We start from the raw sequence: 26,700 nt of genomic DNA, 5'->3' as shown, positions 1-26,700 counted from the left end.
GCCTCGACGCGCACGGCCACGCGTCCGACATGCTGCGCGCGGCGCTGCTGAAGATCGCGGCCGGCGTCGCGCCGCCGGACCTCACCGCGGCATCCGGCGCGCTCGGCACGGCGCTCGGCCGGACCTGACGAACGAGGGGACGGGCAGATGGCGGCGCCCCTTGTCGCGCGGGCCTGCAACACGCTGCCGACAGCACCCGCGCGCGTGTTAGAGTGCCGTGTGATCCGCGCGCGTCGTTGCCAGCGTGGCGCGGCGTTGCTTGTTGATCGCGGCCCGGTCAGGTCGCGGCGTCTTTGCTAAAATTCAAACCATGTCAAAGCCTTCCGATCGCATCAATCTCACCAACCAGTTCCTGATCGCCATGCCCAACATGGCCGATCCGACGTTCTCGGGAACGGTGGTCTATCTTTGCGATCACAGCGAGCGCGGTGCGCTCGGCCTCGTCATCAATCGTCCTACCGACATCGATCTCGAATCGCTGTTCAACCGTATCGACCTGAAGCTCGACATCGAGCCGCTGCTGCACATTCCCGTGTACTTCGGCGGCCCGGTCCAGACCGAGCGCGGCTTCGTGCTGCACGAGCCGGTCGAGGGCGCGAACTACAACTCGTCGATGTCCGTCGACGGCGGGCTGGAGATGACGACGTCGAAGGACGTGCTCGAGGCGGTCGCGACGGGCACCGGCCCGAAACGCTTCCTGCTGACGCTCGGCCATGCCGGCTGGGGCGCGGGGCAGCTCGAGGAAGAAATTTCCCGCAACGGCTGGCTGACCGTGGCCGCCGATCCGCGCATCGTGTTCGACACGCCGGCCGAAGAGCGCTTCGAAGCCGCCCTCGGCCTGCTCGGCGTCAGCTCGTCGATGTTGTCCGGCGAAGCAGGGCACGCATGAGCGGCGCGAGCGCGCGCGATGCGACGCTCCTGGCGTTCGACTACGGCGAAAAACGGATCGGCGTCGCGGTCGGCAACGCGCTGACGCGCTCGGCCCGTGCACTCGTCGTGATCCAGAACCTGAATCGCGAACACCGTTTCAAGGCGGTCGGCGACCTGCTGGCCGAATGGCGGCCGGACGCGCTCGTCGTCGGCCTGCCGATGCATCCGGACGGCACGCCGCACGACATGACGCAGCAGGCGAAGCGCTTCGGCAACCAGCTGAACGGCCGCTTCGGGCTGCCCGTCACGTGGGTCGACGAGCGTTATTCGTCGGTCGAGGCCGAGGCCGGGCTGCGCGAGCGCAACGTGCGCGGCCGCGCCCGCGCGGAGATGCTCGATGCCGAGGCCGCCCGCGTCATTCTTCAACAGTATCTCGATCAATTGTCCGATCATGAGCACCATTGATGCCGAGGCGCTTTACCGCGTCCTGCTCGACCAGATCCGCGCCGCGTACGGCACGGCGTTCGCCGAACCGGGCGGCCCGCGGCTCGCCGGCATTCACAGCGGCGGCGCATGGCTGGCCGAGCGTCTCGCACGCGATCTCGGCGCGCCGGCCTTCGGCGTCGTGAACGTCGCGCTGCATCGCGACGACTACGCGAAGAAGGGGCTCCACAGCCAGGCCAGCCCGACATCGCTGCCGTTCGAGATCGACGGCGCGCGCATCGTGCTCGTCGACGACGTGCTGTACACCGGGCGCACCGTGCGCGCGGCGCTCAACGAGCTGTTCGACTACGGCCGTCCGGCCGCGGTCGAACTCGCGGTGCTGGCCGATCGCGGCGGCCGCGAGTTGCCGGTCGCCGCACGCTTCGCGGGCGGCACGCTCGACGTGCCGGCCGGCGCGACGCTCGTGCTCGCGCGCGACGACGCGCGGTTCACGCTGCGCGTCGACCCGCACGGCGCCTGAACGACACGCGAACCGTATCCCGGGCCGCTGGTTTGCACCGCGGCCCGTTTGCATAGTTGGAATCACGCACACCATGACCACCGACACCACTGGCCGCACCGGCAATCCCGCCGCGGCCGCGAGCCCCGACCGGTTCCGCTACGGGTTCCTGAAGGGCAACCCGCAGCTCACGAAAAACGGCGAGCTGAAGCACCTGCTGTCGATCGAGGGCCTGCCGCGCTCGATCGTCAACCATATCCTCGATACGGCCGAGCAGTTCGTCAGCGTGACGGACCGGGAAGTGAAGAAGGTGCCGCTCCTGCGCGGCAAGTCCGTCTTCAACCTGTTCTTCGAGAACTCGACGCGCACGCGCACGACCTTCGAGATCGCCGCGACGCGCCTGTCGGCCGACGTGCTGAACCTGAACATCAACGCGTCGTCGACGAGCAAGGGCGAATCGCTGCTCGACACGATCAACAACCTGTCGGCGATGCATGCCGACCTGTTCGTCGTGCGCCATGCGTCGAGCGGCGCACCGTACCTGATCGCCGAGCACTGCGCGCCGCACGTGCACGTGATCAACGCCGGCGACGGTCGCCACGCGCACCCGACGCAGGGCCTGCTCGACATGTACACGATCCGTCACTACAAGCGCGACTTCACGAAGCTGCGCGTGGCGATCGTCGGCGACATCCTGCATTCGCGCGTCGCGCGCTCCGACATCCATGCGCTCACCACGCTCGGCGTGCCGGAAGTGCGCGCGATCGGGCCGCGCACGCTGCTGCCGGGCGGGCTCGAGCAGATGGGCGTGAAGGTGTTCCACAACCTCGACGAAGGGCTGAAGGGCGTCGACGTGATCATCATGCTGCGCCTGCAGAACGAACGGATGAGCGGCGCGCTGCTGCCGTCCGCGCAGGAGTACTTCAAGACGTGGGGCCTGACGCCCGAGCGCCTCGCGCTCGCCGCGCCCGACGCGATCGTGATGCACCCGGGCCCGATGAACCGCGGCGTCGAGATCGATTCGCAGGTCGCCGACGGCCCGCAGTCGGTGATCCTCAACCAGGTCACGTTCGGCATCGCCGTGCGGATGGCGGTGATGGGCATCGTTGCCGGCAACAGCGACTGAGCCCGCTTTCGCGCCTCCTTATTCACGCAATCAACGCATTCACTGACAGCGCATGAAGATTCATATCAAAGGCGGCACGCTGATCGATCCGGTCGCCGGCACCGAGCGGCAGGCCGATGTATTCGTCGCGGCCGGCAAGATCGTCGCGATCGCCGAGGACGGCAAGGCGCCGGCCGATTTCAACGCCGCGAAGACCATCGACGCGTCGGGCCTGATCGTCGCGCCCGGCCTCGTCGACCTGTGCGCGCGGCTGCGCGAGCCCGGCTACGAACACAAGGCGACGCTCGCGTCCGAGATGGCCGCGGCCGTCGCCGGCGGCGTCACGACGCTCGTGTGCCCGCCGGATACCGACCCCGTGCTCGACGAGCCGGGCCTCGTCGAGATGCTCAAGTTCCGCGCGCGCAACCTGCACCAGGCGAACGTGCACCCGCTGGGCGCGCTGACCGTCGGCCTCAAGGGTGAAGTGATCACCGAGATGGTCGCGCTGACCGAGTCCGGCTGCGTCGGCTTCACGCATGCGAACGTGCCGGTGCGCGACACGCAGGTGCTGCTGCGCGCGCTGCAGTACGCGAGCACCTACGGCTACACGACGTGGCTGCGTCCGCTCGACGCGTTCATCGGCCGCGGCGGCGTGGCCGCGAGCGGCGCACTCGCGTCGCGGCTCGGGTTGTCCGGCGTGCCGGTCGCGGCCGAGACGATCGCGCTGCACACGATCTTCGAGCTGATGCGCGTGACGGGCGCGCGCGTGCACCTCGCGCGGCTGTCGTCCGCGGCCGGCCTCGCGCTCGTGCGCGCGGCGAAGGCGGAAGGGCTGCCCGTGACCTGCGACGTCGGCGTGAACCATCTCCACCTGATCGACGTCGACATCGGCTATTTCGACTCGCAGTTCCGGCTCGATCCGCCGCTGCGCGGCGAGCGCGACCGCGAGGCGATCCGTGTGGCGCTCGCCGACGGCACGATCGATGCGATCTGCTCCGACCACACGCCGGTCGACGACGACGAGAAGCTGCTGCCGTTCGGCGAAGCGACGCCTGGCGCGACAGGCCTCGAGCTGCTGCTGTCGTTGACGCTGAAGTGGGCGGACGAGACGCGTACGCCGCTTGCGCAGGCGCTGCGCCGCATCACGTCGGCGCCGGCCGACGTGCTGCAGCTGCCGGCAGGTCGCCTCGCCGAAGGCGGCGCGGCCGATCTGTGCGTGTTCGATCCGCGCGCGCACTGGCGCGTCGAGCCGCGCGCGCTGAAGAGCCAGGGCCACAACTCGCCGTTCCTCGGCTACGAACTGCCGGCCACCGTGCGCGCGACGCTCGTGTCCGGGCAGGTCGCATTCGAGCGCCACTGAACCACGCCGGATCCTCGCCATGACCGCCCTTCGCAAGCTGCGTCTCGTTTTTCACCTGTTGCGCGGCATGGCGATCGTCGCGCTGCGTTTTTCGCATGTCACGCCCGCGCGTCGCGCCGAGCTGATACGTCGCTGGTCGGTCAAGATGCTGCGGATCTGCGGGATGCGCGTCGTCGTCCACAACGACGCGGCGCGCCTCGACGCGGGTGCGCTCGTCGTCGGCAACCATGTGTCGTGGCTCGACATCTACACCGTCAACGCGTGGCGGCCGACGCCGTTCGTGTCGAAGGCCGAGGTGCGGCAGTGGCCGGTGGTCGGTTGGCTGGCCGAGAAGCTCGACACCGTGTTTCTGCAGCGCGAGAAGCGCACCGAGGCAATGCGGGTGATGCACGAGATGGCGGAGCGGTTGCGCAACGGTGGTGTGATGTGCGTGTTTCCGGAAGGGACGACGTCCGACGGCCAGGCGCTGCTGCCGTTCCATGCGAACCTGTTCCAGGCCGCGGTATCGGCCGGCTGCGCGGTGCAGCCGATCTGTCTGATGTACGAGGATGCGCAAGGGCGTCAGTCGGTCGCGCCGGCCTACACGGGCGACCTATCGCTCGGCAAGTCGCTCGACATGGTGCTGCGTGGCGGGCCGCTCGTCGCGCATCTGTACGTGTGCGATCCGATCGCGCCGGGCGGCGACCGGCGGGCGACGTCCGCGGCGGCGCGCGATGCGATCGCGGCCGCGCTGGCGACGTTGCAGGAGACGGTCGGCAAGCCGTCGGCCGAGGCGCTCGCGGAGTTGCAGAAGCATGCGTATCCGGCGACCGAGGTCGGTGGCGGGGCGGCAGCCGATGCGGCGGCCGATGAGCCGGTGCCGGGGCGCGAGGGTTGACGCGCCCTCCGTTTGCGCGAATCGGCGTGTCGTTACTCGCCGCCCGGTGAGCGGCACGCTTCGCATTGCACCTGCGTGACCGTACGCTGCGCGGGGTCGGCCGTCAGCCTCACGGCCGACAACTGGTTCCCCCATACGCATCCCGAATCGAGCGCGACGACGTTGTCGCGCAGCATCAGGCCAAGCGCGGCCCAGTGCCCGAACACGACCGTCACGTCCTCCGTGCGGCGCCCCGGTACGTCGAACCACGGCAGGTAGCCGGGCGGCGCGCTGTCCGGGCCGCCGTTCGCCTTGAATTCCATGGCGCCGTCGGGCGTGCAGAAGCGTACGCGCGTGAACGCGTTGAAGGCGACGCGCATCCGGTCCCGCTTCTTCAGGTTCGGACTCCATTGATTCGGCTCATTGCCGTACAGGCCTTGCAGCGTGTCGCGCCAGTCGGGCGCGCGCAGCGCACGCTGCAGTTCGTCCGCGAGTTCGAGCGCGAGCGTAGTGTCCCATTGCGGCAGTACGCCCGCATGCACGAGCAGCATTCCGTCCTCCGCATGGACGAACGGGCGGTGGCGCACCCAGTCGAGCAGCGCCTCGGCATCCGGCGCGTCGAGGATCTCGCCGATCGTGTCGCCCGGGCGCTCGGTGCGCAGCCCGGCGGAGACCGCGAGCAGGTGAAGGTCATGATTGCCGAGCACGACGGTCGCGCGTGGGCCGAGGTCCACGACCGCACGTAGTGCGGCAAGCGAGCCGGGTCCGCGGTTGACGACGTCGCCGGCGATCCACAGCGGCGTGTCGGCTGGCGGCGAAAGATTGTCGAGCAGCGACCGGAAAGCGGAATGACAGCCTTGGATGTCGCCGATGGCGATGGGGGGGAGGGTCATGGGGCGGCGGATTTTGCGAGTATCGATAACGCGGGAAAAATCATCCAATCAATGCAGCGTGGCGCAATTTACATTCTGCGACGGCGGGTTGATTTGGCAAGAAATTTCATGCTCGGAAAGGGTTCGAAGCGCTGTATCAAGTTGTTAGCGGCATGGCTTTTGCAGGGGGCGGCTCCCTATAATTATCATTTTCCCCAACAAAATTAGCATTTCATGACTTTGGAGGCCATGTCGACCGGTTAAAATTCCCGGTCTGACGTAGCAATCACAAGTTACTAGCATTTGCGAATCTGATGTGGCCGGCGCCTGATGACGCCTGCTACACATTATTTGAGGGAGCCTCATGATCCTGGTTACGGGCGGCGCGGGTTTTATCGGTGCCAATTTTGTACTCGACTGGCTGCGCGCATCCGACGAAGCCGTGCTCAACGTTGACAAGCTGACGTACGCAGGGAACCTGCGCACGCTGCAGTCGCTGGACGGGAACCCGAAGCACGTGTTTGCGCGCGTCGACATCTGCGACCGTGACGCACTCGATGCGCTCCTCGCCGAGCACAAGCCCCGTGCGGTACTGCACTTCGCCGCGGAAAGCCACGTCGATCGCTCGATCCACGGCCCCGCGGACTTCGTGCAGACCAACGTCGTCGGCACGTTCACGCTGCTCGAGGCGACCCGCCAGTACTGGAACGGACTGAACGACGCCGACAAGGCTGCGTTCCGCTTCCTGCACGTGTCGACCGACGAGGTGTTCGGTTCGCTGTCGGCTACCGACCCGCAATTCTCCGAAACGACGCCGTACGCGCCGAACAGCCCGTATTCGGCGACGAAGGCGGGTTCCGACCATCTGGTGCGTGCATACCATCATACGTACGGCCTGCCGGTGCTGACGACGAACTGTTCGAACAACTACGGCCCGTATCAGTTCCCCGAGAAGCTGATTCCGCTGATGATCGCGAACGCGCTCGCGGGCAAGCCGCTGCCGGTATATGGCGACGGCCAGAACGTGCGCGATTGGCTGTACGTCGGCGATCACTGCAGCGCGATCCGCGAAGTGCTCGCACGCGGCGTGCCTGGCGAGACGTACAACGTTGGCGGCTGGAACGAGAAGAAGAACCTCGAAGTCGTGCATACGCTGTGCGACCTGCTCGACAAGGCTCGTCCGAAGGCAGCGGGTTCGTACCGCGACCAGATCACCTATGTGACGGACCGGCCCGGTCACGATCGCCGCTACGCGATCGATGCGCGCAAGCTCGAACGCGAGCTCGGCTGGAAGCCCGCGGAAACGTTCGAGACCGGCCTGGCGAAGACGGTCGACTGGTATCTCGACAATCAGGTCTGGGTCGACGAGGTCGCATCGGGCGAGTACCGCAAGTGGGTCGAGACGAACTACGCGAAACGCACTTGAGGAGAGAAGCGATGGCACGTAAAGGCATCATTCTCGCCGGCGGTTCCGGCACGCGGCTGTATCCGATCACGCACGTCGTCTCCAAGCAGCTGCTGCCGGTGTACGACAAGCCGATGATCTACTACCCGCTGTCGACGTTGATGATCGCGGGCATTCGCGATGTATTGATCATCTCCACGCCGCAGGACACGCCGCGCTTCGAAGCGATGCTCGGCGACGGCAGCCAGTGGGGGATGAACATCCAGTACGCGGTGCAGCCGTCGCCCGACGGTCTCGCGCAGGCGTTCATCATCGGCAAGGCGTTCGTCGGCAACGATCCGTCGGCGCTGATTCTCGGCGACAACATCTTCTACGGGCACGATCTGGCGAAGCAGCTGGAGCGCGCGCATGCCCAGGAAACCGGTGCGACCGTGTTTGCGTATCACGTGCATGACCCGGAGCGTTACGGCGTCGTCGAATTCGACAAGTCGTTCCGTGCGCTGTCGATCGAGGAAAAGCCGGCGAAGCCGCGTTCGAACTACGCGGTGACCGGCCTGTACTTCTACGACAACCGCGTATGCGACATCGCGGCCGACATCAAGCCGTCGCCGCGCGGCGAGCTGGAAATTACCGATGTCAACTCGCGTTATCTCGACAGCGGTGCGCTGAACGTCGAGATCATGGGGCGCGGCTATGCGTGGCTTGATACCGGCACGCACGATTCGCTGATCGAGGCGGCCAGCTTCATCGCGACGCTGCAGAAGCGACAGGGCCTCGTGGTCGCGTGTCCGGAAGAGATCGCCTATCGCCGCAACTGGATCGATGCGGAGCAAGTGCTGAAGCTGGCGCAGCCGCTCGCGAAGAACGCATACGGTCAATACCTCAAGAACATTCTTACGGATCAAGTCGCATGGCCATCCAAGTAACGGCGACGGCACTGCCGGAAGTCAAGATCATCGAGCCGAAGGTGTTCGGCGACGCGCGCGGGTTCTTCTACGAAAGCTTCAACGGGAAGGAATTCGCCGAGCAGGTCGCACCTGGCGTCGAATTCGTACAGGACAACCACTCACGCTCGTCGAAGGGCGTGCTGCGCGGGCTGCACTATCAGATCCAGCACGCGCAGGGCAAGCTCGTTCGCGTGGTCGAGGGCGAAGTGTTCGACGTGGCCGTCGACATTCGCAAGGATTCGCCGAACTTCGGCAAGTGGGTAGGGGTTGTCCTGTCGAACGACAACCATCGGCAGCTGTGGGTGCCGCCCGGTTTCGCACACGGCTTCGTCGTGCTGTCGGAGGCCGCGCAGTTCCTCTACAAGACGACCGACTACTGGTTTCCGGAACACGAGCGCAGCATCGTGTGGAACGACCCGGAGATCGGGATCGAGTGGCCGATCGATTTCGAGCCGCTGCTGGCGGCGAAGGACGCAGCCGGCAAGCGTTTGAGCGAAGCCGAAGTTTATGCGTGAGGTGGGTGTGACTCCAGAGCCGACGATCCTCGTGACGGGTGTGAATGGCCAGGTCGGGTTCGAACTGCTGCGCTCGCTGCAAGGCCTCGGCCGTGTGGTGGCGTGCGACCGCTCGATGCTCGACCTGTCCGATCTCGATCGGGTGCGCAGTGTCGTACGCGAGCTGAAGCCGTCGATCATCGTGAATCCGGCCGCGTATACGGCGGTCGACAAGGCCGAGACGGACGTTGACGCCGCGCGCCGGCTGAATGCCGAAGTTCCGCGCGCTTTTGCGGAGGAGGCGGCGCGTCTCGGCGCAGCGCTGGTTCATTATTCGACCGACTACGTGTTCGACGGGACCAAAGACGGTGCCTACGTCGAAACGGATGCGACCAATCCGCAGAACGTGTATGGGCTGACCAAGCTTGAGGGCGAGCAGGCCATCGCGGCGACGGGGTGCGCGCATTTGATTCTGCGGACGAGCTGGGTGTACGGCCGTCGCGGCAAGAACTTCCTGCTGACGATGCTGAAGCTCGGCAGCGAACGTCCGGAACTGCGCGTCGTCGCGGATCAGGTTGGCGCGCCGACGTGGTCGAAGACGATCGCCACCGCGACCTCGCACATCGTCACGCAGGCGTTGGCGGCCGATGACGCGGGCTGGTGGGCGCAGCGTTCCGGCGTTTATCACTTCACGTCGGCAGGCGCGACGTCGTGGCACGGGTTTGCCGAGGCAATCTTCGCCCACGCGATGGGCGAGCGTGCGCCGAAGGTGTTGCCGATTCCGGCGAGCGACTACCCGGTTCCCGCCAAGCGTCCGTCCAATTCGCGACTGTCGCACGACAAGCTGACCGAAGCATTCGGGCTGCGGTTGCCGGACTGGGCCGATGCATTGAAGCTGTGCCTGAGTGAGTAACTTGAATCAGAATTCCGCGGTTCAGGAGCGGGCCGGTGTCGTCATCGTGTTCTATCGACCAGATAGCGGTTGCGTGGCTCGCGCGAATCGGCTCGCCCAAGTATGGCCCTGCGTGGTGGTGGACAACACGGAGAGCATCAGTGCGCCGGGCGCGCTCGGGCTCGACGCGTGTATCGACTATGTCGCGAACGGCGCCAATCTTGGGATCGCGACTGCGCTCAACCAGGGTATCGAACGCCTGGCTGCGGCGAACTGTACGTCGGTATTGCTGTTCGATCAGGATAGTGAGCCATCGGACGAACTGCTGATCGAACTGCCTCGGACAATGGCGACCGAGCGCATGCGCAATCGTCGCGTGGCACTCGTTGGCCCCGCGTACGAGGACGCACGGCTGGGCGGTGTCGCGCCGTTCGTTCGATTCGGGTACGTGAAGCTGCGCCGGGTTCAGCCGGAGGGTGTGCAGCCGGTCGAAGTCGACTTTCTGATCACGTCGGGGTCGTGCGTGAATCTCGATGTGTGGCGCGACATCGGTCCGATGGACGACTCGTTGTTCATCGACTTCGTCGATCTCGAATGGTGTGTCCGCGCTCGCTCGATGGGATATTCGGTGCTCGGCGCGCCAGCGTTGCGGCTGACGCACGAATTGGGCGGCGAACCGGTCAAGGTGTTCGGGCGAAGCTATCCCGGACACGGCCCGGTTCGGCATTACTATCTGTTCCGCAACGCGATCGCGCTGATCCGGCGCGCTTATGTTCCGTGGAGCTGGAAGTCGACGGAACTCGTCAAGATGCCGGTCCGGCTCGCGATCTATGCGCTGTTCATGCAGCCTCGCTTCGCGCACCTGCGGCTGTCGTTGCTCGGGATCTGGCACGGACTGACCGGTCGTACCGGGGCGCTTTGACGCGCCGGCACCCCATTTTTCAATCTCATTCAACTAGAAAGCTTGCATGCTGACTCTTTCACTTGCTGACCTCAAACAGAGCATTGCCTCGTGGCGGTTGTGGACGCTGCTTGGCTGGCTCGAAATCCGGCAGCGCTATGCCCGCTCGAGAGTCGGACCGTTCTGGCTCACGATCAGCATGGGCGTGATGATTACGTCGCTTGGCGTGGTCTACGGTACGTTGTTCGGACAAAAGATGAACGAGTACCTGCCGTTTCTCGCATCGAGTATCGTGCTGTGGGGGCTTTTCTCGCAGACGATCCAGGAAGGGAGCATCGCGTATATCAGCAGCGGCGCCTACATTCGCCAGGTGCCCACGCCGAAGCTGATCTACATTCTGCAAGTCGTATGGCGGAACCTGATCGTGCTGGCGCACAACTTCGTGATCGTCATCGGTCTTCTGATGATCTTTGGCGTCAAGAGCTGGGAGACGCTGCCGATGTTCATTCCTGGGCTGCTTCTGTATGTGCTGAATGCGATGTGGATCGCCATGCTGACAAGTCTGTTGTCGGCACGTTTTCGCGACCTTCCGCAAATCATTGGTGCGCTGCTTCAGGTCGCATTCTATGTGACGCCCATCATCTTTCGTCCCGACGCGCTGAATCGCTTTTCGTTCATCGTCGAATGGAATCCGCTTGCGTACCTGATCGATGTCGTTCGCGGTCCGCTGATCGGACAAATGCCGAGCGCGCTGACGTGGGGAGTGACCATCGGCATGGCGATCGTTGGATGGCCGATCGCACTGCTCATGACCGGTCGTTATCTGAAACGTCTTCCGTACTGGGTCTGAAGGGAGCGACATGGCACACATTGAACTGAAGAACGTGACGCTGGATCTGCCGATCTATGACGTCCAGGGCCGCTCGCTGAAGAAGCAGGTGCTTCGCATGGGGCGACGTAACCGGATTGCGGAGGGTAATGACGGCGTCATCGTCGTCCGTGCACTCGACGATCTGAGTTTCCGCTTCGATCGCGGCGATCGCGTGGGGCTCATCGGCCACAACGGCGCGGGAAAGTCGACGCTGCTGCGCGCGATGGCCGGCATTTATCCTCCGACGGCCGGCTCGCTGTCGCGAGTAGGCAAGGCCGTGCCGCTGCTCGACATCAGTCTCGGTATGGACGAGAACTCGACCGGCATGCAGAACATCCGGTTGCGCGGCCTGCTGCTCGGCATGACCGACGCGGAGATTCGCAGAAAGCAGAGCGATATTGCCGAATTCAGCGAATTGGGCGACTACCTCGATCTACCTATCCGTACCTATTCGAGCGGCATGAAGATGCGGCTCGCCTTTGCCGTTTCGACGGCGGTCGATGCCGAGATCCTGCTGCTCGACGAAGTCATGGGCGTGGGCGATGCGTCGTTCATGCACAAGGCCGAGGCCCGTCTCGAGGAACTGCACGACCGTGCCGAGATCGTTGTGCTCGCGATGCACTCGAACAAGGAAATCCGCAAGGTGTGCAACAAGGCGCTCTGGATGGAGCGCGGGCGAGTGCGTGCTTTCGGAGAGGTCGACGACGTCGTATCGCAATATGCTGCGTCGGTGGGGGAGTGATGGTTGTGAAGTCGAACGCCAGTATGGCTGGGTGCTGAACCGATGAAGTTGCGCAAAGCACGTTCGTTCGTGAACCGGGTGGCAGGTGACGGTGGATTGCGACTGGTCGTGCGCAAGGCTTACGGCATCTTCCGCCGGGAAGGGGTCGCCGGCGTCAAGAGCCGGATTGCATGGTTGCGCGCGGGCGCTCCGGGTGTCATCGACCCGGTTCTCTACGCAGAATGGGTGCGCCGTTACGATCAGGTTGACGATGCAACCCGGGTGGCCATTCGCGAGCGAATCGCTGGCTTCTCGAATCCGCCGCTGATTTCGGTAGTGATGCCCGTCTACAATCCCGATCCCGCGTGGCTTGCGGAGGCAATTGAGTCCATCCGCGGACAACTTTATCCGCATTGGGAACTCTGCATTGCCGACGACGTGTCGACGAATCCGGCCATCCGCCCGCTGCTCGAACGTTATGCTTCCCAGGACCCGCGGATCAAGGTCGCGTTCCGGCAGAAGAACGGCCATATTTCGGCCGCATCGAATTCTGCGCTCGAACTCGTGGCGGGCACGTGGGTCGCGCTGTTCGATCACGACGACCTGTTGCCGGAGCACGCGCTCTATTGCGTCGCGGATGCGATAGAGCGCGATCCGTCGATTCGGATGATCTATTCTGATGAAGACAAGATCGATGGCTCGGGCAAGCGTCGTGAACCGTACTTCAAGTGTGACTGGAATCCCGATCTGTTCCTTTCGCAGAATATGTTCAGTCATCTGGGGGTATTTCAAAAGGCCCTGCTCGACGAGGTTGGCGGTTTCCGCGAAGGGTATGAAGGGTCCCAGGACTATGATCTGGCCCTGCGTTGTGTCGACCGGGCAGGCGCTGCGGCAATTCATCATATTCCGAGGGTGCTGTATCACTGGCGCGTCCACGCGGAAAGCACCTCGTCAGGAACGGACGCAAAGCCCTACGCGGTGGTGGCCGGCGAGCGGGCACTCAACGACCACTTCGAGCGAACGGGCGTTCGCGGTGTGGCGGAGTACGCAGGAAACGGCTACCGTGCGCGTTATGCGATGCCGGATCCGGTGCCGCTCGTCAGCCTGATCATTCCGACGCGCAACGGGCTGAACCTGATTCGGCAGTGCGTCGCGAGCATCGTTGACAAGACGACGTACGGAAGCTACGAAATCGTCATCGTTGACAACGGTTCGGACGATCCTGAGACGCTGAACTACCTCGCGTCGCTTGAGAATGACACGCGTTTCCGGGTGTTGCGCGACGATCGGCCGTTCAATTTCGCGGCATTGTGCAATGCGGCCGTCGAGGTTGCGAGCGGTGAGGTCATCGGACTGGTCAACAACGATATCGAGGTGATTTCTCCCGATTGGTTGACGGAAATGGTCAGCATTGCATTGCAACCCGGCGTCGGCGCGGTGGGCGCGAAACTGCTCTATCCGAACGACACTGTCCAGCATGCCGGCGTGGTGCTCGGGCTTGGCGGCGTGGCGGGACATGTGCACAAGCACGTTCCTCGCGGATCGTTCGGGTACTTCGGTCGCGCCAGCCTGATCGGCGCCTTCTCCGCAGTGACCGCTGCATGCATGATCGTGCGCAAGGCGGCCTATCGTGAAGTGGCGGGAATGAACGAACAGGATCTGGGCGTTGCGTTCAACGATATCGATTTTTGTCTCCGCTTGAAAAAGGCCGGCTATCGCAACGTTTGGACTCCGTATGCGGAGCTGTATCACCATGAGTCGGCGACGCGTGGTTACGAGGACGATCCCGTCAAACAGGCCCGATTCGACCGCGAGACCGAGTACATGCAAAAGCACTGGGGAGAACTGCTGCGGAATGATTCCTCATACAGTCCAAATCTGACGCTGAACGAAGAGGATATCGGTCTGGCCTGGCCTTCACGGGCGGGCGCGCTCGTCTGAGCGCATGCCCGGTGATACAGGCCGGATGTCGCTGGAATCAATGAGTCGTACTGATCTGGCGGGCGAAAAAATTGAAGGTATATCGAACGGAGTTGACGTGAACATCTTCCCTGTAGTCCTGTGCGGCGGTAGCGGCACCCGTCTCTGGCCATTGTCCCGGGGTGGTTATCCGAAGCAGTACCTCAAGTTGGCCGGAGAACACACGCTGGTTCAGCAGACCGTGCTGCGTCTGCAGGGCGTCCCCGGTGTCGAAGCGCCGATCATGATCACGAATGCGGAACAACGCTTCATCGTGGCCGATCAGTTGCGCAGCATCGACGTGACTGCGTCGGCGGTCGTCCTGGAGCCGGTCGGGCGCAATACTGCGCCCGCGGTTGCGGCGGCGGCGTTGCTCGCGATGGAGCAGTCGCCGGATGCATTGCTGCTCGTGCTGCCGTCCGACCATGTGATCCTGAGCGAGGCGGTGTTCGCAAATCTGGCCGAGAAGGCGCGCGTTATCGCCAACGGCGGGCATCTCGTCACGTTCGGTATCGAGCCGACCAAGCCGCACACCGGATACGGCTACATCCGCAGCGGCAACGCATTGACGTCGCATGACGACGCGTTTCGTGTCGATGCGTTCGTCGAGAAGCCGGATGCGGATACGGCGGCGCGCTTCGTGTCGGAAGGCGGTTACTACTGGAACAGCGGTATGTTCATGCTGAAGGCGTCGGTGTATCTGGACGAACTCAAGCGATTCGAACCGGCCGTGCTCGAACAGGTTGCGCTATCGGTCAAGCAGGCAAAGCGCGATGAGGATTTCGTCCGACTTGACGCCGATGCATTCGAGGCATGCCCGAACATCTCGATCGACTACGCGGTGATGGAGAAAACCGACCACGCGGTGATGGTCGCGGCAGCCGGCCTGAACTGGAGCGATATCGGCTCGTGGGCCGCGCTTGCAGATATTTCGGATACCGACGATACGGGCAATACGCTGTCGGGTGATGTGCTGACCGACGACGTTTCCGATAGTTATATCCGGGCCGATCATCGAATGGTCACGGCCATCGGCGTCAAGGATTTGATCATCGTCGAAACGGCGGACGCGGTCCTCGTCACGCATCGCGATCAGTCCGAGCGCGTGAAGAAGATCGTTGAGCGCCTCAGTGCATCGGGGCGGCACGAGTCGGTGACGCACCGGAAGGTCATTCGGCCATGGGGTTCATACGAGAGTATCGACCAGGGCGAACGCTTTCAGGTCAAGCGCATCATCGTCAATCCGGGCTCGTCACTCAGCTTGCAGATGCATCACCATCGGGCTGAACACTGGGTCGTCGTTCGCGGTACCGCGCGGGTCTTCAACGGCGACCAGGTCATTTTGCTGAGCGAGAATCAGTCGACCTACATTCCGCTGGGCGTGACGCATCGGCTGCAGAACCCGGGGAAGATTCCGCTCGAACTGATCGAGGTTCAATCGGGCTCGTATCTTGGCGAAGACGATATCGTCCGTCTCGACGACAACTACGGCCGGGATGTCGTTGCTGCGACCGGCAAGTAACCACGATTGGAACGTCCGGCCTGGACTCAGCGTCGCATCGGTCGCCCGCATGGCGTGATCGCGATTGACGATTCGGGTCGGAGCTTCAACACACTGAACAAACTGGAAAGAACATGACTGTTGCGATCATTACTGGCATTACGGGGCAGGACGGTGCGTATCTTGCGGAGCTTCTTCTCGAGAAGGGCTACACCGTTTACGGCACCTACCGGCGTACCAGCTCGGTGAACTTTTGGCGAATCGACGAACTCGGCGTCAGCAATCATCCCAATCTTCACCTCGTCGAATACGATCTGACCGATCTCGGCGCAAGCATCCGTCTGCTTCAGGCGACGCAGGCGACGGAGGTCTACAACCTGGCGGCTCAAAGTTTCGTCGGCGTGTCGTTCGATCAGCCGGCGACCACCGCGGAGATTACCGGGATTGGCGCGCTCAACTTGCTCGAGGCAATTCGAACGGTCAATCCTGCGATCCGCTTCTACCAGGCCAGCACGTCGGAAATGTTCGGCAAGGTACAGGCCGTTCCGCAGGTTGAAACTACACCTTTCTATCCGCGTAGCCCGTACGGCGTCGCAAAGCTTTACGCGCACTGGATGACAATCAACTATCGCGAGAGCTACAACATCTTCGGCTGCAGCGGCATCCTGTTCAACCACGAATCGCCGCTGCGCGGCCGCGAGTTCGTGACGCGGAAGATCACGGACAGTCTTGCCAAGATCCGTCTCGGCAAGCTCGATGTGCTGGAGCTCGGCAACCTCGACGCCAAGCGTGACTGGGGTTATGCGAAGGAATACGTTGAAGGCATGTGGCGCATGCTGCAGGCGGAACGCCCCGATACCTACGTGCTGGCGACGAACCGGACCGAGACGGTACGGGATTTCGTGTCGATGGCGGCACAGGCGGCAGGCATCGAACTCGCATGGCAAGGTGTTGGCGAGAACGAGACGGGCGTCGATACCCGAACCGGCAACGCCGTGGTCAAGGTCAGCCCGAAGTTCTACCGGCCCGCCGAAGTCGATCTGCTGATTGGCAACCCCGAGAAAGCGAGCAAGGAACTCGGTTGGGTGCCGAAGACGACGCTCGAGCAGCTTTGCCAGATGATGGTCGAGGCCGACATTCGTCGGAACGAAGCAGGCTTCTCGTTCTAAGGCCATGGCAAAAGTCTTCGTAACGGGCCTGGACGGATTTACCGGCCGCTATATGGCGGAGGAACTGATCCGCTCGGGTCACGAGGTCTGCGGGATCGTTCACAAGCCGATTTCCGGTGCTCCGTGGCGAACGCACGTGTGCGATCTGCTTGATCTCGACGCGCTGGTTCGTGTGCTGTCCGACGAAAAGCCGGATGCCGTCGTGCATCTGGCGGCTATTGCGTTCGTTCAGCACGGCGACGTCGGTGCGATCTACCAGACCAATGTAGTCGGGACGCGCAACCTGCTTGACGCGCTGACTCGCGCGGCATGCCGGCCGCAAGCCGTGTTGTTGGCAAGCAGTGCCAACGTCTATGGCAATTCCGACCGGGAAGTCATCGATGAAACCACTGCGCCGGCACCCGCAAACGATTACGCGATCAGCAAGCTGGCGATGGAAATGGTCGCACACACGTGGCAGGACAAACTTCCGATCGTCGTCGTGCGGCCGTTCAATTACACGGGTGTGGGTCAGGACGAGCGGTTCCTTCTGCCCAAGATCGTTCGGCATTTCAGCGAGCGCGCGGTGCGCATCGAGTTGGGAAATCTGAATGTCGTACGGGATTTCTCGGACGTGCGCATGGTGGTCGCGGCGTATCGGAAGTTGATCGAAGGCGACTTCGCTGGACGGACGTTCAACGTCTGCTCAGGCGTCGGGTATTCGCTGCAGGACGTCTTGGCGACAGTGCAGGAACTATCCGGGCACGAACTGGAGGTGAAGGTGAATCCGCAGTTCGTGCGTGCGAACGAGGTCCACAAGCTCGTCGGAAATTGCCGGGCGCTCGAACATGCGATCGGTTCGACTCACGCGATACCGCTTCGTAACACGCTTGCATGGATGCTCGAACATCCATGAGCGAACTGACTGTTGACGGCATGTTCGGCGTGGCCGATATGCACGGCACGGTCATGGCCAGAAATGCAGGAAATCGGGGCGGTGCCGATGTTTTCCTCGATACCGACTCGAATTCTCATAGCCCAGGTAAGTGAAAATTTATGCCTCTTGTTTCCTACGCGCAAAATTTCGAAGACGTCATGCTGCATCGCGCGCTGCAGCATGTGATGGCCGGTTTTTACATCGACGTTGGCGCATGGTCTCCCGACGAGCATTCGGTGACTCGAGCGTTCAGTGAGATGGGGTGGAGTGGCATCAATGTCGAACCCAATCCCGTCTATTTTGCTCGGCTCGAAAGCCGGCGTCCTCGCGATATCAATCTTCGGGTCGCGGTGGGTGATAGCGCAGGTACGGGGCGTATCCATTTGTTTCAAGACACTGGATTGTCGACGCTCGACGGCCAGATTGCCGGTGAACATGTCGCGGCAGGGTGGAGCGAGAATGTTCAGGACGTTGCGCTGACGACCCTCGACAACATCTGGCGAGAGCACGTCAGTGCTGGGCGAGAGGTTCATTTTCTGAAAGTCGATGTCGAAGGGGCTGAGCGCGCGGTGCTGGCCGGCAACGACTGGAAACGCAACCGGCCGTGGATCGTCGTGGTGGAGGCAACGCTGCCGCTAACCCAGAAGGAATCCCATCAGGAGTGGGAGAGCATTCTTCTGGGTGCGAACTACGTGCATGTCTATTCGGACGGTCTCAACCGGTTCTACGTAGCCGGCGAACGATCTGAGCTCATCGACGCGTTCAAGTATCCGCCCAACGTCTTTGACGATTTCGTGCCTGCAAGGACGGCCGAACTGGCTGGTCAGGTTGAGACCTTGACCGCCCAGGTCGTGGACGCGGAGCAGCGGGAACGCGATGCGGTGGAGTTTGTGCGGCAGACCGAGGTGGAAAAGGTACTTAAGGAGCATGAAGCGAAGTACCAGGAGCTCGAACGCCTGAACAAGGAGTTGATGCGCCAGGCAGCGGCGATGGAAAGCCGGCGGGCGGAGATGGAGCACGAGCACAAGCGTCGGCACAAGGATGCTGAAAACCAGATTGCCGAATTGCGTTCCGCGCTCTCCGGCCGCGACGTGATGGCACAGCAGGCCAGCCACCGGGCCGAACTGGTCGAGCAGCAGTATCAAGCCGTCACGCAATCGATGTTCTGGCGCGCGACGTCGCCGGCGCGCCGGATCGGGGCGATGATGCCTCCATCTGCGCGGGGGCGCGCGCGTCAGGTAGCCAAGGCCGCGTGGTGGCTGGCCACGCCGTGGCGGATGCCGGCACGGCTGGAGTTCTTGCGGCAGCGGCGGGCTACCCTTCTTCGCGAGCAGCAAGCCGTGAGCGATCAGGTCGAAGTCCTGCAAGACAGCGGTATTCCCGGTGCCGCGTCGTCGGGGCGGTACGCGGAATGGATTCGCACAGTCGAAACCCGGTCGAGCGCCGATGCCCGGATCAAGGTTGATGGGCCGCTCGTGAGCTTTTTGCTTGCCGATGTCGATTCGATCGAGAGCGCGTCGAGAACCGTCGGTTCGATTCGCGCGCAATCGTATCGAAACTGGGAAGCCATCGTTGTTCACGCTGACAACGATGCGGCGATGCTGAAACTCGTCGAAGAGTGGACGGGTGCCGATTCGCGCGTGATCGCTGTTGCCGCGTCAGGCGCGGCCCAAGGGCGGCCGGCAAACCTGGCAAGGGGTCTCGATCACGCCAAGGGCAAGTTCGTCGCCGTTCTGGATAGTGGCGATATTCTGGCGCCTAGTGCGCTGAACGATGTCGTTTCAGTACTCGCGAAGTCGCCGCAGGCAGACATCGTCTATGGCGACGAAGACGTGCAGTCGGTATCTCAAACGCGCGAGCGGCCGTACTTCAAGCCGACCTGGTCACCTGATCTTCTCTATGCGTTCAACTACTTCGGGCGGTTGACGTTGCTTCGCCGTGCGTTGGTGACGCAGGCGGGGGGCGTGGACGTTGCTGCCGCGACGGCTGTCGAATGGGATCTCAACCTGCGTGTCAGCGACCTTGCGCAGAACATCGTTCGTGTTCCGAAGGTACTGTGCCATCGCAAGCCGGGCGCATGCCAGGAGCGACCTGCACCCGACACCATCGAAGCCGGTGATCATCGCGCGGCCATCCAGCGATATTGGGAGCGTCACGGCGTTAGCGGTGCGGTGACCGTTGAAACCCAATCAAACGGCACTCAGCATGCCACCTGGCAGATCGAGCAGGCGCCGCTGGTTTCGATTGTCATTCCCACCAAGAACAAGCCAGAGCTGCTCCGGATGTGCCTGGAGGGGCTACTGCATGCAACCGACTATCCGAACAAGGAAGTCATCGTCGTCGATACGGGATCGGATGAACCCGAGACGCTCGCATACTACGAGCAGCTGAAATCCGAGCCGCAGGTTCGAATCGTTCATTTCCGGAACAAGTTCAATTATTCGGCCGCATGCAATTTCGGTGCGGTGAGAGCGCGTGGCGAGTTTCTGCTTTTCCTGAACAACGATATCGAGATCATCAAGAGCGACTGGCTGCAGGAACTCGTCCGGTTTGCGATGCGTCCGGGCGTCGGTGTCGTGGGTACGAAGCTGATCTATCCGTCGCTGGAACTGCAGCATGCAGGCGTGTCGATCGGCATCCACCTCGCCGCATTGATGTACCGGAGCGGCGGCGGTATCGAATGGGATGTATTCGGCTCGCCGGATCATCCGCGAAACTGGCTTGCGATCATGGGCGCCTGCCAGATGGTGCGCAGGAGCGCCTTCGAAGAGGTTGGGGGATTCGACGAATCGTATCTGATTGCGATGAGCGACGTCGCGCTGTGCATGCGGATATGGCGTGCCGGCTATCGTACGGCCTATACGCCGTACGCCTGTCTTGTGCATCACGAAGGGGCGACGAGAGGGAACAGCAATCCGGTCGAGGATATCCGGCGCCTGGCAGACGACATCCGTCATTTGGGCATCGACGAGGATCCGTATCTTCACCCCGAACTGGATGGTCGCCATGCCATTCCGACCCTGCGTCTGCAGGATGGCATTTCCGTACGGGCGGAACTCGACCGGCAGCTTCGAGACTCGGGATCGCTCCCGTTGCCGGCGAGGGCGCTTCGTCTCGACGACGAAGGCATTTGCATGGAAATCGCAGGATTGGCGCGAGACGAAGTCGTGTGGCCCCCGCAACCCGCTCACAAGGTTTCCGATATCTGGAGCGCAGCGCGTTGGTGTCTGGATCTGTTGCGACGCCGGGCCGATCTTCGTGTCCGCTTCCCGCAGGCGCTTTCGGCCGGACGTAACGGCGCGTTTGCGCAATGGCTGCTTGCAGGAGGAGGGCGTGCCCTCGGCTTGACGGATGCGGGCGTCACGGCGATCGGGCAACTGTTCGAGCAGGATTTTGGCGCGCCGGCGCGACAGTTCTTCATGTTCCGTCAGGATGTCCGGGCGCTGATGCCGCACGGGTTGACGCCGGTCGGGCAGACGGATCTGTTCGAGTGGTTCATCCAGCATGGGCGTGTCGACGCGGACCTTCAACTCGAGCAAATCTGGTGGCTCTTCTGGCAAGCGTCAGAAGCGCCGGCTCGTGAACTTGTGGAAGCCTATCGCTTTACACCGGCATGGCAACGACTCCACCCGGACGGCTTGACGATTTTCGGGCGTGCCGCATTTGCTGCATGGTTTGCCGCAACATACAGGGTCCACGACTCGTGGGTGGTGCCGGAGACCTGGCCGATCGACTTGTCGCCTGCCGAGCAGATTCGAACGGCATACAACGCCCGTGAAGACTGGCGCGATCGTTTTCCCGCAGTGCTGCGTGACGCGGCCGATGCGCGAGCACTGATCGAATGGCTGCGAACGGACGAAGCCGCATTGCCGCACGACGTTCGCTCATGGTGCGAATCGCAGGAAGTCGATGCGGTGGCCGCTTCGCTGGCGAAGCCCGGCGTCAACGTGATCGCACACTTCTGCTATCCGTCGGGTCTGCGCGTCTCGGCGGAAGCATTGGTGAAGGGGATGCGCGAGGTCGAGATGCAGACGTCGTTGCGCGATCTTCGTACCGATCAGAGGGATGATCCGCATCACGTCGATTTTTCCGGTACGGAAGATTTCGACATCACGATCATTCACACGCAGCCGGAGCCGTTTTTCGACGATGCATACGGGCGATCCGATTTGCTCGAGCGCGCGCAACGAACCTACCGGATCGCATACTGGTATTGGGAATTCGATTCGATACCGGACAGCTGGCTCGATCAAGCCGCGCGCATCGATGAAGTCTGGACTGCGACCGAGTTTGTCGCCAAGGGGTTGCGCGAACGGTTGACCATACCGGTGAGGACGATTTTCCCGGGGGTGCAACTTGGCCAGTATCAGCGCCGGGATCGATCGTACTTCGGACTGAACGACGGCGAATATACGTTCCTCTTTACGTTCCACATGATGAGCGTCATGGAGCGCAAGAATCCGATGGGGTTGATTCGTGCATTCAGCAAGGCGTTCGGGCCGGACGATCCGGTCTGTCTGGTGCTGAAGACTTCGTTCGGCGATCGTCATCCGGCCCAGATCAAGGAATTGCGGCTTGCGGCCGAGATGTCGGGGGTGAAGATCAAGATCATCGACCAAGTGTATTCACCGGACGAAGTGCTGTCGCTCATGGATGCGTGCGACGCGTATGTGTCTCTGCACAGAAGCGAGGGATTGGGGCTTACGATGGCGGAAGCCATGCTGATGGGAAAACCCGTCATTGCGACGAACTACTCGGGCAACGTGGACTTCATGGACGACAGCAACAGTCTTCTCGTTCCCTACGATCTGGTGAAACTGGGGCGACCGATTCCTCCGTACGATGCGAATCTCCACTGGGCGGAGCCGTCGGTCGATGAGGCAGCGAAAGCGATGCGCAAGGTGTTCGAGAATCAGGAATGGGCGCGTGAGCTCGGCGCCCGTGCCCGCGAAAGCGCGCTCGTCAATCTGTCTCTGACCACGGCTGGTCACCATGCGACGGATCGAATCAATGAAATCCTCGGTGCAATGCCCGGGCAGTCCGGTAACCGGTAACGAGTGCGGTATGGCGTTGGCCTCGGTTGAGTGTCGACGCCATCACCCGATCCGAAGTCGCGCGGCGGCACTGCCGTGAGGCAGCGTGTCCGGCAGTGCCGCCGGATTCGGTCGCCGCTTGCAAGCGCGCCGTCAGTGTCTTGTCAGTCGTTGCTTGACGGCGCGCAACGGCGCCGTGATCCGCCAACTCGTCGACGACAACATTTCTGCGTTCAATTCACGCATGCTGACCACGTCCGATTCCAGCGCAGCGACCGCCGATCGGGTTGCGGACAGTTCGGTTTCGGCTTCATCCAGCCGGTTGTATGCGTCGGTACGATCGACGTTTGCCGTGCGCAGCTCGTCGGACAATACATCCCGCTCGTGTTCCGATACGCGGACTGACTCGTTGAGCGAAGCGACCGATTCATTAAGGGATGCGACCGCCGCGTTCAGCGTCTTCGAATGGCAATCGAGTTCCCATTCGTATTTCAACAGCGGCGAGACGTCGGTGAGGTAGCGGCGCGCGCGCTCGACCGCCTGGTCGAGCATCGCGTTATCGGACGGAAGTCTGTTCCGGATGGTCTCGTCGAGCGCGGAGAACAGTTCCCGGACTTGCCGGGGAGATGAGCGAAGCGAGTCTAGATCCTGACGGGTAAATCTCGTATGGCGAAGACCGCCGTCGACGAACTCTTTCTCGAATGAATCGATTGCGGATTCGATCAAAGGCAGTCCCAACTCGGACGAGATGCGAGCCAGTTCCTGGCGTGGGGCGTCCAGCAACGTGTCGTAACCGATCAGCGTACGCGGGTGACTCGCAGTCATTTCGAGTGCGGAAACTGTGTAGGCAAGCCAGAGGATGTGTGATTTTTCTTCGGCGAAATTGTCGCGTTTCGATAATGAGCGTGCGACGCTGATCGGATTGCGAACGGCGATTGCGTAGACCACGCGAGACGGCAGGGCGGAGAAGATTGGTTGCCAGAACTGCGGCAGCCGGGCAATTCTCGGGTCCTTCAGTGCAAAGATCTTGCCGTCGCATTTGGTGCGCAAGACGCGCGATGCATTGGCCCGGAGTTGGTCCATGCGGTGCTCGTCGATCGAGCTCAAGTCGATCGAAGCCATGGTGTCCCAATCGAATCCTGCTTCGTGCAGGATTTCGATATTGACTTGATTGATATCCAGGTCCTCGAAAAACCCCTTGTCGTTATTGCCTGCGGCGGGAGGCATGAGTCTTTCGCCAAGGTCGGCGCCGATCGTTTCCATCGCGCGCGTGAGGACACTCGTCCCGCTACGATGCATGCCCAGGACAACGATCAGTGTGGGAGGTATTGCCGGCGGAGTGGGGAAAGTGTCGGGCATGACAAAAAATGCACTCTTTGATACGTGGAGAGCATCAATTCGATCGTTCATCGCTTCGTCGGTCGCTTCGATTGCGAAGCGGCCGACGGCCAATGGTGCAAATAGCATCGTGAAACGCGATACCGCTGCGCTACACGGCGGGGCAACGCGGCACGAACTGCATGGAATCGGAAGTGATGCGTCGATACTGCATTCTAAGCAGTCCAAACAGGAAGAGGGTGATTCGGATCGTTTCATTTGGCTGTCTGGCGTTACCGTGTATTACCGTCCCGAGCCGACGTTCGCATCAGGTGTTGCCGTGTTGTTCTGTTTCAGTGCAATGGACGGATGTGGGGTGGAGCATTGTGCGGATGTCGAGTCACGGTCGGCGTGCAGGCAATGATGCCGCTAGACGGTACGTGCGTTCGCGAGCGGGTGCTCACTTTGGATGAGACACAACGTGCGCGGTATCACGTCGCGGATTGGGACGTCACTTGCTCTGCTAGACGGCATGTGGCGCATGATGCCCACCGACGGCATCGAATGGTGTGCGAGAGTAAAGGGTCAGCTTTTTCCGGCGACAACGACCATGCTGACGTTAGAATTGCACTGTCGGCACCGTGAAAAGCACGGCATGTTTGCCGGCCGGCCGGCCGGTCGGGCGAGGCCGCAACCTGCCCCTGCCGGACTTTCTAACCTGCGCTTCATCTGGCAAGCGCGTAGCCGAACTACGGATGAATGTAACAAGCCTGCAACCCCGTGATGCCGAAGGATTGTCGGTTTCCATCGTCGTTTATCAGCCTGACATTGCTCAGCTTGGGCAGACGCTGACCAGTCTGGGCGTAGCGTGCGCGCGTTTGTGTGCGGGCGCATCGGCCTATCCGGTCGATCTGTTTCTCGTCGATAACGGCGGGCTGGGCGACGTGGCCGCATTGATTGACGAGCTCGGTACGCAAGGCATCACAACCCGGATCCTGTCGGGCCACGGCAACGTCGGCTACGGACGGGGGCACAATCTCGCGATCGAATCGTCGACACGCCCGTTTCACCTGATCTTGAATCCCGACATCGATCTCGACGTAAACGCGCTTGTTGCCGCTCGTGCGTTTCTCGATTCGCGTCCCGACGCCGGTGCGCTGACGCCGTGGATCGGTGACGATGCGGGCGGCCAGCAGTATCTCTGCCGCCGTTACCCAGCGGTTCTCGATCTGCTTGTGCGGGGCTTTCTGCCGGTCCGGTTCCGGGCGCATTTTGCCAGGCGCCTTGCCCGCTACGAAATGCGCGATGTCATCAACGGCCAGGACGTCGTCTGGGATCCACCCATCGTCAGCGGCTGCTTCATGCTGTTCCGCACTGAAGTCCTGAAGAAACTTGGTGGCTTCGATCCGCGCTACTTCCTGTACTTCGAGGACTACGACCTGAGCCTGCGCACGCACGAGGTCGCCCGCGTCGCGTACGTCCCTTCGGTGCGCGTGATTCATCACGGCGGTGGCGCATCCCGCAAAGGCTTCGCACACATCCGCATGTTCGCCGCATCGGCATTCAAGTTCTACAACCGCTTCGGCTGGAGGCTCTGGTGAGCCATCTCGTCGTCACCGGCGCGAACGGCTTCGTCGGCCGCGCGGTCTGCCGCCGCGCGCTGGAGGCCGGGCACTCGGTTACCGCCCTGGTGCGGCGTCCGGGCGGCTGCATCGACGGCGTGCGCGAGTGGGTGCACGACACCGCCGATTTCGATGCGCTGGCTGAAGCGTGGCCCGCCGATCTGGCCGCCGATTGCGTGATCCATCTCGCCGCGCGCGTGCACGTGATGCGCGACGAGTCGCCCGATCCCGACGCCGCGTTCGATGCCACCAATGTTGCCGGTACGCTGCGTCTCGCCGAGGCGGCGCGCCATCACGGCGTGTGCCGCATCGTGTTCGCGAGCAGCATCAAGGCGGTTGGGGAGGGCGACGGCGGGGTGCCGCTGTCCGAGGCTTCCAAACCCGATCCGCAGGATGCATACGGCCGTTCGAAACTGCGGGCGGAGCGGCAGCTCGCGCAGTTCGGCGCGTCGGCGGGGCTCGACATCGTCGTCGTTCGTCCGCCGCTCGTCTACGGCCCGGCGGTACGCGCCAACTTCCTGCGGATGATGGATGCGGTCGCACGCGGGATGCCGTTGCCGCTCGGCGCGGTTTCGGCGCGCCGCAGCATCGTCTACGTCGATAACCTCGCCGAGGCGCTGCTGCGTTGCGCAATCGACCCGCGCGCGGCTGGCGAATGCTTTCACGTTGCCGACGACGATGCGCCGTCGGTCGCGAGCCTGCTGCGTCTCGTCGGCGACGCGCTCGGCAAGCCGGCCCGGCTGATCGCGGTGCCGCCGGCGCTGTTGCGTGTGCTCGGAAAGCTGACCGGCCGCAGTGCGGCGATCGACCGCCTGACCGGCAGCCTGCAGCTCGACACGGGCCGGATCAAGCGCGTGCTGGGTTGGCATCCGCCCTATACGACCCGCCAGGGCCTCGAAGCGACCGCCGCATGGTATCGTTCGCGCGATACACGAAAATAAGACCA

Annotated in this window: 24 protein-coding genes; 22 read left to right on the top strand and 2 right to left on the bottom strand. The window is 62.7% G+C overall.

Going from position 1 to position 26,700, the window contains the following annotated elements:
* The first annotated feature begins 310 nt into the window (after window positions 1-310).
* The 6 genes from G3N62_RS06455 (at window position 311) to G3N62_RS06430 (ending at window position 5,155) form a co-directional block, all read left to right on the top strand.
* Window positions 311-889: a YqgE/AlgH family protein gene (locus tag G3N62_RS06455; RefSeq protein WP_034187262.1), complete on the top strand. Its 579-nt coding sequence runs from the start codon at window positions 311-313 to the stop codon at window positions 887-889.
* On the top strand, window positions 886-1,335 hold the full coding sequence (gene ruvX / locus G3N62_RS06450) for a Holliday junction resolvase RuvX (RefSeq protein ID WP_011351144.1): 450 nt from the start codon (window positions 886-888) through the stop codon (window positions 1,333-1,335). The genes G3N62_RS06455 and ruvX overlap by 4 nt, the downstream gene beginning before the upstream one ends.
* Window positions 1,322-1,834: a bifunctional pyr operon transcriptional regulator/uracil phosphoribosyltransferase PyrR gene (gene pyrR / locus G3N62_RS06445; RefSeq protein ID WP_034187263.1), complete on the top strand. Its 513-nt coding sequence runs from the start codon at window positions 1,322-1,324 to the stop codon at window positions 1,832-1,834. The genes ruvX and pyrR overlap by 14 nt, the downstream gene beginning before the upstream one ends.
* A 73-nt stretch (window positions 1,835-1,907) precedes the next feature.
* Window positions 1,908-2,939 (top strand): aspartate carbamoyltransferase catalytic subunit, encoded by a 1,032-nt coding sequence (locus G3N62_RS06440; RefSeq protein ID WP_006476735.1) that lies wholly within the window; start codon window positions 1,908-1,910, stop codon window positions 2,937-2,939.
* 52 nt (window positions 2,940-2,991) lie between these two features.
* The gene (locus tag G3N62_RS06435) at window positions 2,992-4,278 is read left to right on the top strand and encodes a dihydroorotase (RefSeq protein ID WP_034187264.1); all 1,287 of its coding nucleotides are present in this window, start codon (window positions 2,992-2,994) and stop codon (window positions 4,276-4,278) included.
* A gap of 19 nt (window positions 4,279-4,297) precedes the next feature.
* Window positions 4,298-5,155 (top strand): lysophospholipid acyltransferase family protein, encoded by an 858-nt coding sequence (locus tag G3N62_RS06430; RefSeq protein ID WP_124669244.1) that lies wholly within the window; start codon window positions 4,298-4,300, stop codon window positions 5,153-5,155.
* 32 nt (window positions 5,156-5,187) lie between these two features.
* On the opposite strand, the gene G3N62_RS06425 is transcribed toward G3N62_RS06430, so the two are convergent.
* A complete protein-coding gene (locus G3N62_RS06425; protein ID WP_124669243.1) occupies window positions 5,188-6,027 on the bottom strand; it encodes a symmetrical bis(5'-nucleosyl)-tetraphosphatase in 840 nt (279 codons plus the stop codon).
* Here G3N62_RS06425 and G3N62_RS06420 point away from each other — a divergent pair.
* From G3N62_RS06420 to G3N62_RS06355, 14 genes are all read left to right on the top strand, one after another.
* Window positions 5,983-6,234: a hypothetical protein gene (locus G3N62_RS06420; RefSeq protein WP_206141212.1), complete on the top strand. Its 252-nt coding sequence runs from the start codon at window positions 5,983-5,985 to the stop codon at window positions 6,232-6,234. The genes G3N62_RS06425 and G3N62_RS06420 overlap by 45 nt on opposite strands.
* A 136-nt stretch (window positions 6,235-6,370) precedes the next feature.
* The gene (rfbB, locus tag G3N62_RS06415) at window positions 6,371-7,432 is read left to right on the top strand and encodes a dTDP-glucose 4,6-dehydratase (protein ID WP_034187267.1); all 1,062 of its coding nucleotides are present in this window, start codon (window positions 6,371-6,373) and stop codon (window positions 7,430-7,432) included.
* Between the two features lie 11 nt (window positions 7,433-7,443).
* Entirely contained in the window at window positions 7,444-8,337 is an 894-nt protein-coding gene (gene rfbA, locus G3N62_RS06410; RefSeq protein ID WP_034187268.1) for a glucose-1-phosphate thymidylyltransferase RfbA, read from the top strand.
* Window positions 8,322-8,873 carry a dTDP-4-dehydrorhamnose 3,5-epimerase gene (rfbC, locus tag G3N62_RS06405; RefSeq protein ID WP_011544743.1) on the top strand — a complete coding sequence of 184 codons (552 nt, stop codon included), beginning with the start codon at window positions 8,322-8,324 and terminating at the stop codon, window positions 8,871-8,873. The genes rfbA and rfbC overlap by 16 nt, the downstream gene beginning before the upstream one ends.
* On the top strand, window positions 8,866-9,765 hold the full coding sequence (gene rfbD, locus G3N62_RS06400) for a dTDP-4-dehydrorhamnose reductase (protein ID WP_124669242.1): 900 nt from the start codon (window positions 8,866-8,868) through the stop codon (window positions 9,763-9,765). The genes rfbC and rfbD overlap by 8 nt, the downstream gene beginning before the upstream one ends.
* Window positions 9,758-10,666, top strand: coding sequence for a glycosyltransferase family 2 protein (locus G3N62_RS06395; protein WP_124669241.1), 909 nt, complete (start codon window positions 9,758-9,760; stop codon window positions 10,664-10,666). The genes rfbD and G3N62_RS06395 overlap by 8 nt, the downstream gene beginning before the upstream one ends.
* A 46-nt stretch (window positions 10,667-10,712) precedes the next feature.
* Window positions 10,713-11,495, top strand: a complete 783-nt coding sequence (locus G3N62_RS06390; RefSeq protein ID WP_034187271.1) for an ABC transporter permease — start codon at window positions 10,713-10,715, stop codon at window positions 11,493-11,495.
* Window positions 11,496-11,505: 10 nt separating this feature from the next.
* Entirely contained in the window at window positions 11,506-12,258 is a 753-nt protein-coding gene (locus G3N62_RS06385) for an ABC transporter ATP-binding protein (RefSeq protein ID WP_034187272.1), read from the top strand.
* Window positions 12,259-12,300: 42 nt separating this feature from the next.
* On the top strand, window positions 12,301-14,178 hold the full coding sequence (locus tag G3N62_RS06380) for a glycosyltransferase family 2 protein (protein WP_124669240.1): 1,878 nt from the start codon (window positions 12,301-12,303) through the stop codon (window positions 14,176-14,178).
* Between the two features lie 97 nt (window positions 14,179-14,275).
* Entirely contained in the window at window positions 14,276-15,718 is a 1,443-nt protein-coding gene (locus G3N62_RS06375) for a mannose-1-phosphate guanylyltransferase/mannose-6-phosphate isomerase (RefSeq protein WP_034187274.1), read from the top strand.
* A 113-nt stretch (window positions 15,719-15,831) separates the two neighbouring features.
* The gene (gene gmd / locus G3N62_RS06370; RefSeq protein ID WP_034187275.1) at window positions 15,832-16,866 is read left to right on the top strand and encodes a GDP-mannose 4,6-dehydratase; all 1,035 of its coding nucleotides are present in this window, start codon (window positions 15,832-15,834) and stop codon (window positions 16,864-16,866) included.
* 4 nt (window positions 16,867-16,870) lie between these two features.
* Window positions 16,871-17,761, top strand: a complete 891-nt coding sequence (locus G3N62_RS06365) for an NAD-dependent epimerase/dehydratase family protein (RefSeq protein ID WP_059557220.1) — start codon at window positions 16,871-16,873, stop codon at window positions 17,759-17,761.
* Window positions 17,758-17,895 carry a hypothetical protein gene (locus G3N62_RS06360; RefSeq protein WP_154233728.1) on the top strand — a complete coding sequence of 46 codons (138 nt, stop codon included), beginning with the start codon at window positions 17,758-17,760 and terminating at the stop codon, window positions 17,893-17,895. The genes G3N62_RS06365 and G3N62_RS06360 overlap by 4 nt, the downstream gene beginning before the upstream one ends.
* Before the next feature lie 45 nt (window positions 17,896-17,940).
* Complete coding sequence (locus G3N62_RS06355) at window positions 17,941-22,836, top strand: FkbM family methyltransferase (protein ID WP_241012922.1); 4,896 nt, start codon at window positions 17,941-17,943, stop codon at window positions 22,834-22,836.
* Between the two features lie 132 nt (window positions 22,837-22,968).
* Here the strand turns inward: G3N62_RS06355 and G3N62_RS06350 are convergent, their stop codons facing one another.
* The gene (locus tag G3N62_RS06350; RefSeq protein ID WP_124669238.1) at window positions 22,969-24,282 is read right to left on the bottom strand and encodes a hypothetical protein; all 1,314 of its coding nucleotides are present in this window, start codon (window positions 24,280-24,282) and stop codon (window positions 22,969-22,971) included.
* A gap of 605 nt (window positions 24,283-24,887) precedes the next feature.
* On the opposite strand from G3N62_RS06350, the gene G3N62_RS06345 reads away from it, so the two are divergent.
* Both G3N62_RS06345 and G3N62_RS06340 read left to right on the top strand, forming a co-directional pair.
* Entirely contained in the window at window positions 24,888-25,733 is an 846-nt protein-coding gene (locus G3N62_RS06345; protein ID WP_034187278.1) for a glycosyltransferase, read from the top strand.
* Window positions 25,730-26,695, top strand: coding sequence for an SDR family oxidoreductase (locus G3N62_RS06340; protein ID WP_206141210.1), 966 nt, complete (start codon window positions 25,730-25,732; stop codon window positions 26,693-26,695). Before G3N62_RS06345 ends, G3N62_RS06340 begins: the two co-directional genes overlap by 4 nt.
* Window positions 26,696-26,700 lie beyond the last annotated feature (5 nt).

It is taken from the genome of Burkholderia sp. Tr-20355 (assembly GCF_017104685.1).
Lineage (GTDB): Bacteria > Pseudomonadota > Gammaproteobacteria > Burkholderiales > Burkholderiaceae > Burkholderia > Burkholderia seminalis.
Note: the sequence above shows the minus strand (reverse complement) of the source record. Positions and strands in the feature narration are given on the sequence as shown.

What these genes read in the sequence shown, in the direction of transcription:
- G3N62_RS06455 (WP_034187262.1), top strand. Translation starts at nt 311, where the DNA reads ATGTCAAAGCCTTCCGATCGCATCAATCTCACCAACCAGTTCCTGATC.
- ruvX (WP_011351144.1), top strand. Translation starts at nt 886, where the DNA reads ATGAGCGGCGCGAGCGCGCGCGATGCGACGCTCCTGGCGTTCGACTAC.
- pyrR (WP_034187263.1), top strand. Translation starts at nt 1,322, where the DNA reads ATGAGCACCATTGATGCCGAGGCGCTTTACCGCGTCCTGCTCGACCAG.
- G3N62_RS06440 (WP_006476735.1), top strand. Translation starts at nt 1,908, where the DNA reads ATGACCACCGACACCACTGGCCGCACCGGCAATCCCGCCGCGGCCGCG.
- G3N62_RS06435 (WP_034187264.1), top strand. Translation starts at nt 2,992, where the DNA reads ATGAAGATTCATATCAAAGGCGGCACGCTGATCGATCCGGTCGCCGGC.
- G3N62_RS06430 (WP_124669244.1), top strand. Translation starts at nt 4,298, where the DNA reads ATGACCGCCCTTCGCAAGCTGCGTCTCGTTTTTCACCTGTTGCGCGGC.
- G3N62_RS06420 (WP_206141212.1), top strand. Translation starts at nt 5,983, where the DNA reads ATGACAGCCTTGGATGTCGCCGATGGCGATGGGGGGGAGGGTCATGGG.
- G3N62_RS06425 (WP_124669243.1), bottom strand. Translation starts at nt 6,027, where the DNA reads ATGACCCTCCCCCCCATCGCCATCGGCGACATCCAAGGCTGTCATTCC.
- rfbB (WP_034187267.1), top strand. Translation starts at nt 6,371, where the DNA reads ATGATCCTGGTTACGGGCGGCGCGGGTTTTATCGGTGCCAATTTTGTA.
- rfbA (WP_034187268.1), top strand. Translation starts at nt 7,444, where the DNA reads ATGGCACGTAAAGGCATCATTCTCGCCGGCGGTTCCGGCACGCGGCTG.
- rfbC (WP_011544743.1), top strand. Translation starts at nt 8,322, where the DNA reads ATGGCCATCCAAGTAACGGCGACGGCACTGCCGGAAGTCAAGATCATC.
- rfbD (WP_124669242.1), top strand. Translation starts at nt 8,866, where the DNA reads ATGCGTGAGGTGGGTGTGACTCCAGAGCCGACGATCCTCGTGACGGGT.
- G3N62_RS06390 (WP_034187271.1), top strand. Translation starts at nt 10,713, where the DNA reads ATGCTGACTCTTTCACTTGCTGACCTCAAACAGAGCATTGCCTCGTGG.
- G3N62_RS06385 (WP_034187272.1), top strand. Translation starts at nt 11,506, where the DNA reads ATGGCACACATTGAACTGAAGAACGTGACGCTGGATCTGCCGATCTAT.
- G3N62_RS06380 (WP_124669240.1), top strand. Translation starts at nt 12,301, where the DNA reads ATGAAGTTGCGCAAAGCACGTTCGTTCGTGAACCGGGTGGCAGGTGAC.
- gmd (WP_034187275.1), top strand. Translation starts at nt 15,832, where the DNA reads ATGACTGTTGCGATCATTACTGGCATTACGGGGCAGGACGGTGCGTAT.
- G3N62_RS06365 (WP_059557220.1), top strand. Translation starts at nt 16,871, where the DNA reads ATGGCAAAAGTCTTCGTAACGGGCCTGGACGGATTTACCGGCCGCTAT.
- G3N62_RS06360 (WP_154233728.1), top strand. Translation starts at nt 17,758, where the DNA reads ATGAGCGAACTGACTGTTGACGGCATGTTCGGCGTGGCCGATATGCAC.
- G3N62_RS06355 (WP_241012922.1), top strand. Translation starts at nt 17,941, where the DNA reads ATGCTGCATCGCGCGCTGCAGCATGTGATGGCCGGTTTTTACATCGAC.
- G3N62_RS06350 (WP_124669238.1), bottom strand. Translation starts at nt 24,282, where the DNA reads ATGCTATTTGCACCATTGGCCGTCGGCCGCTTCGCAATCGAAGCGACC.
- G3N62_RS06345 (WP_034187278.1), top strand. Translation starts at nt 24,888, where the DNA reads ATGAATGTAACAAGCCTGCAACCCCGTGATGCCGAAGGATTGTCGGTT.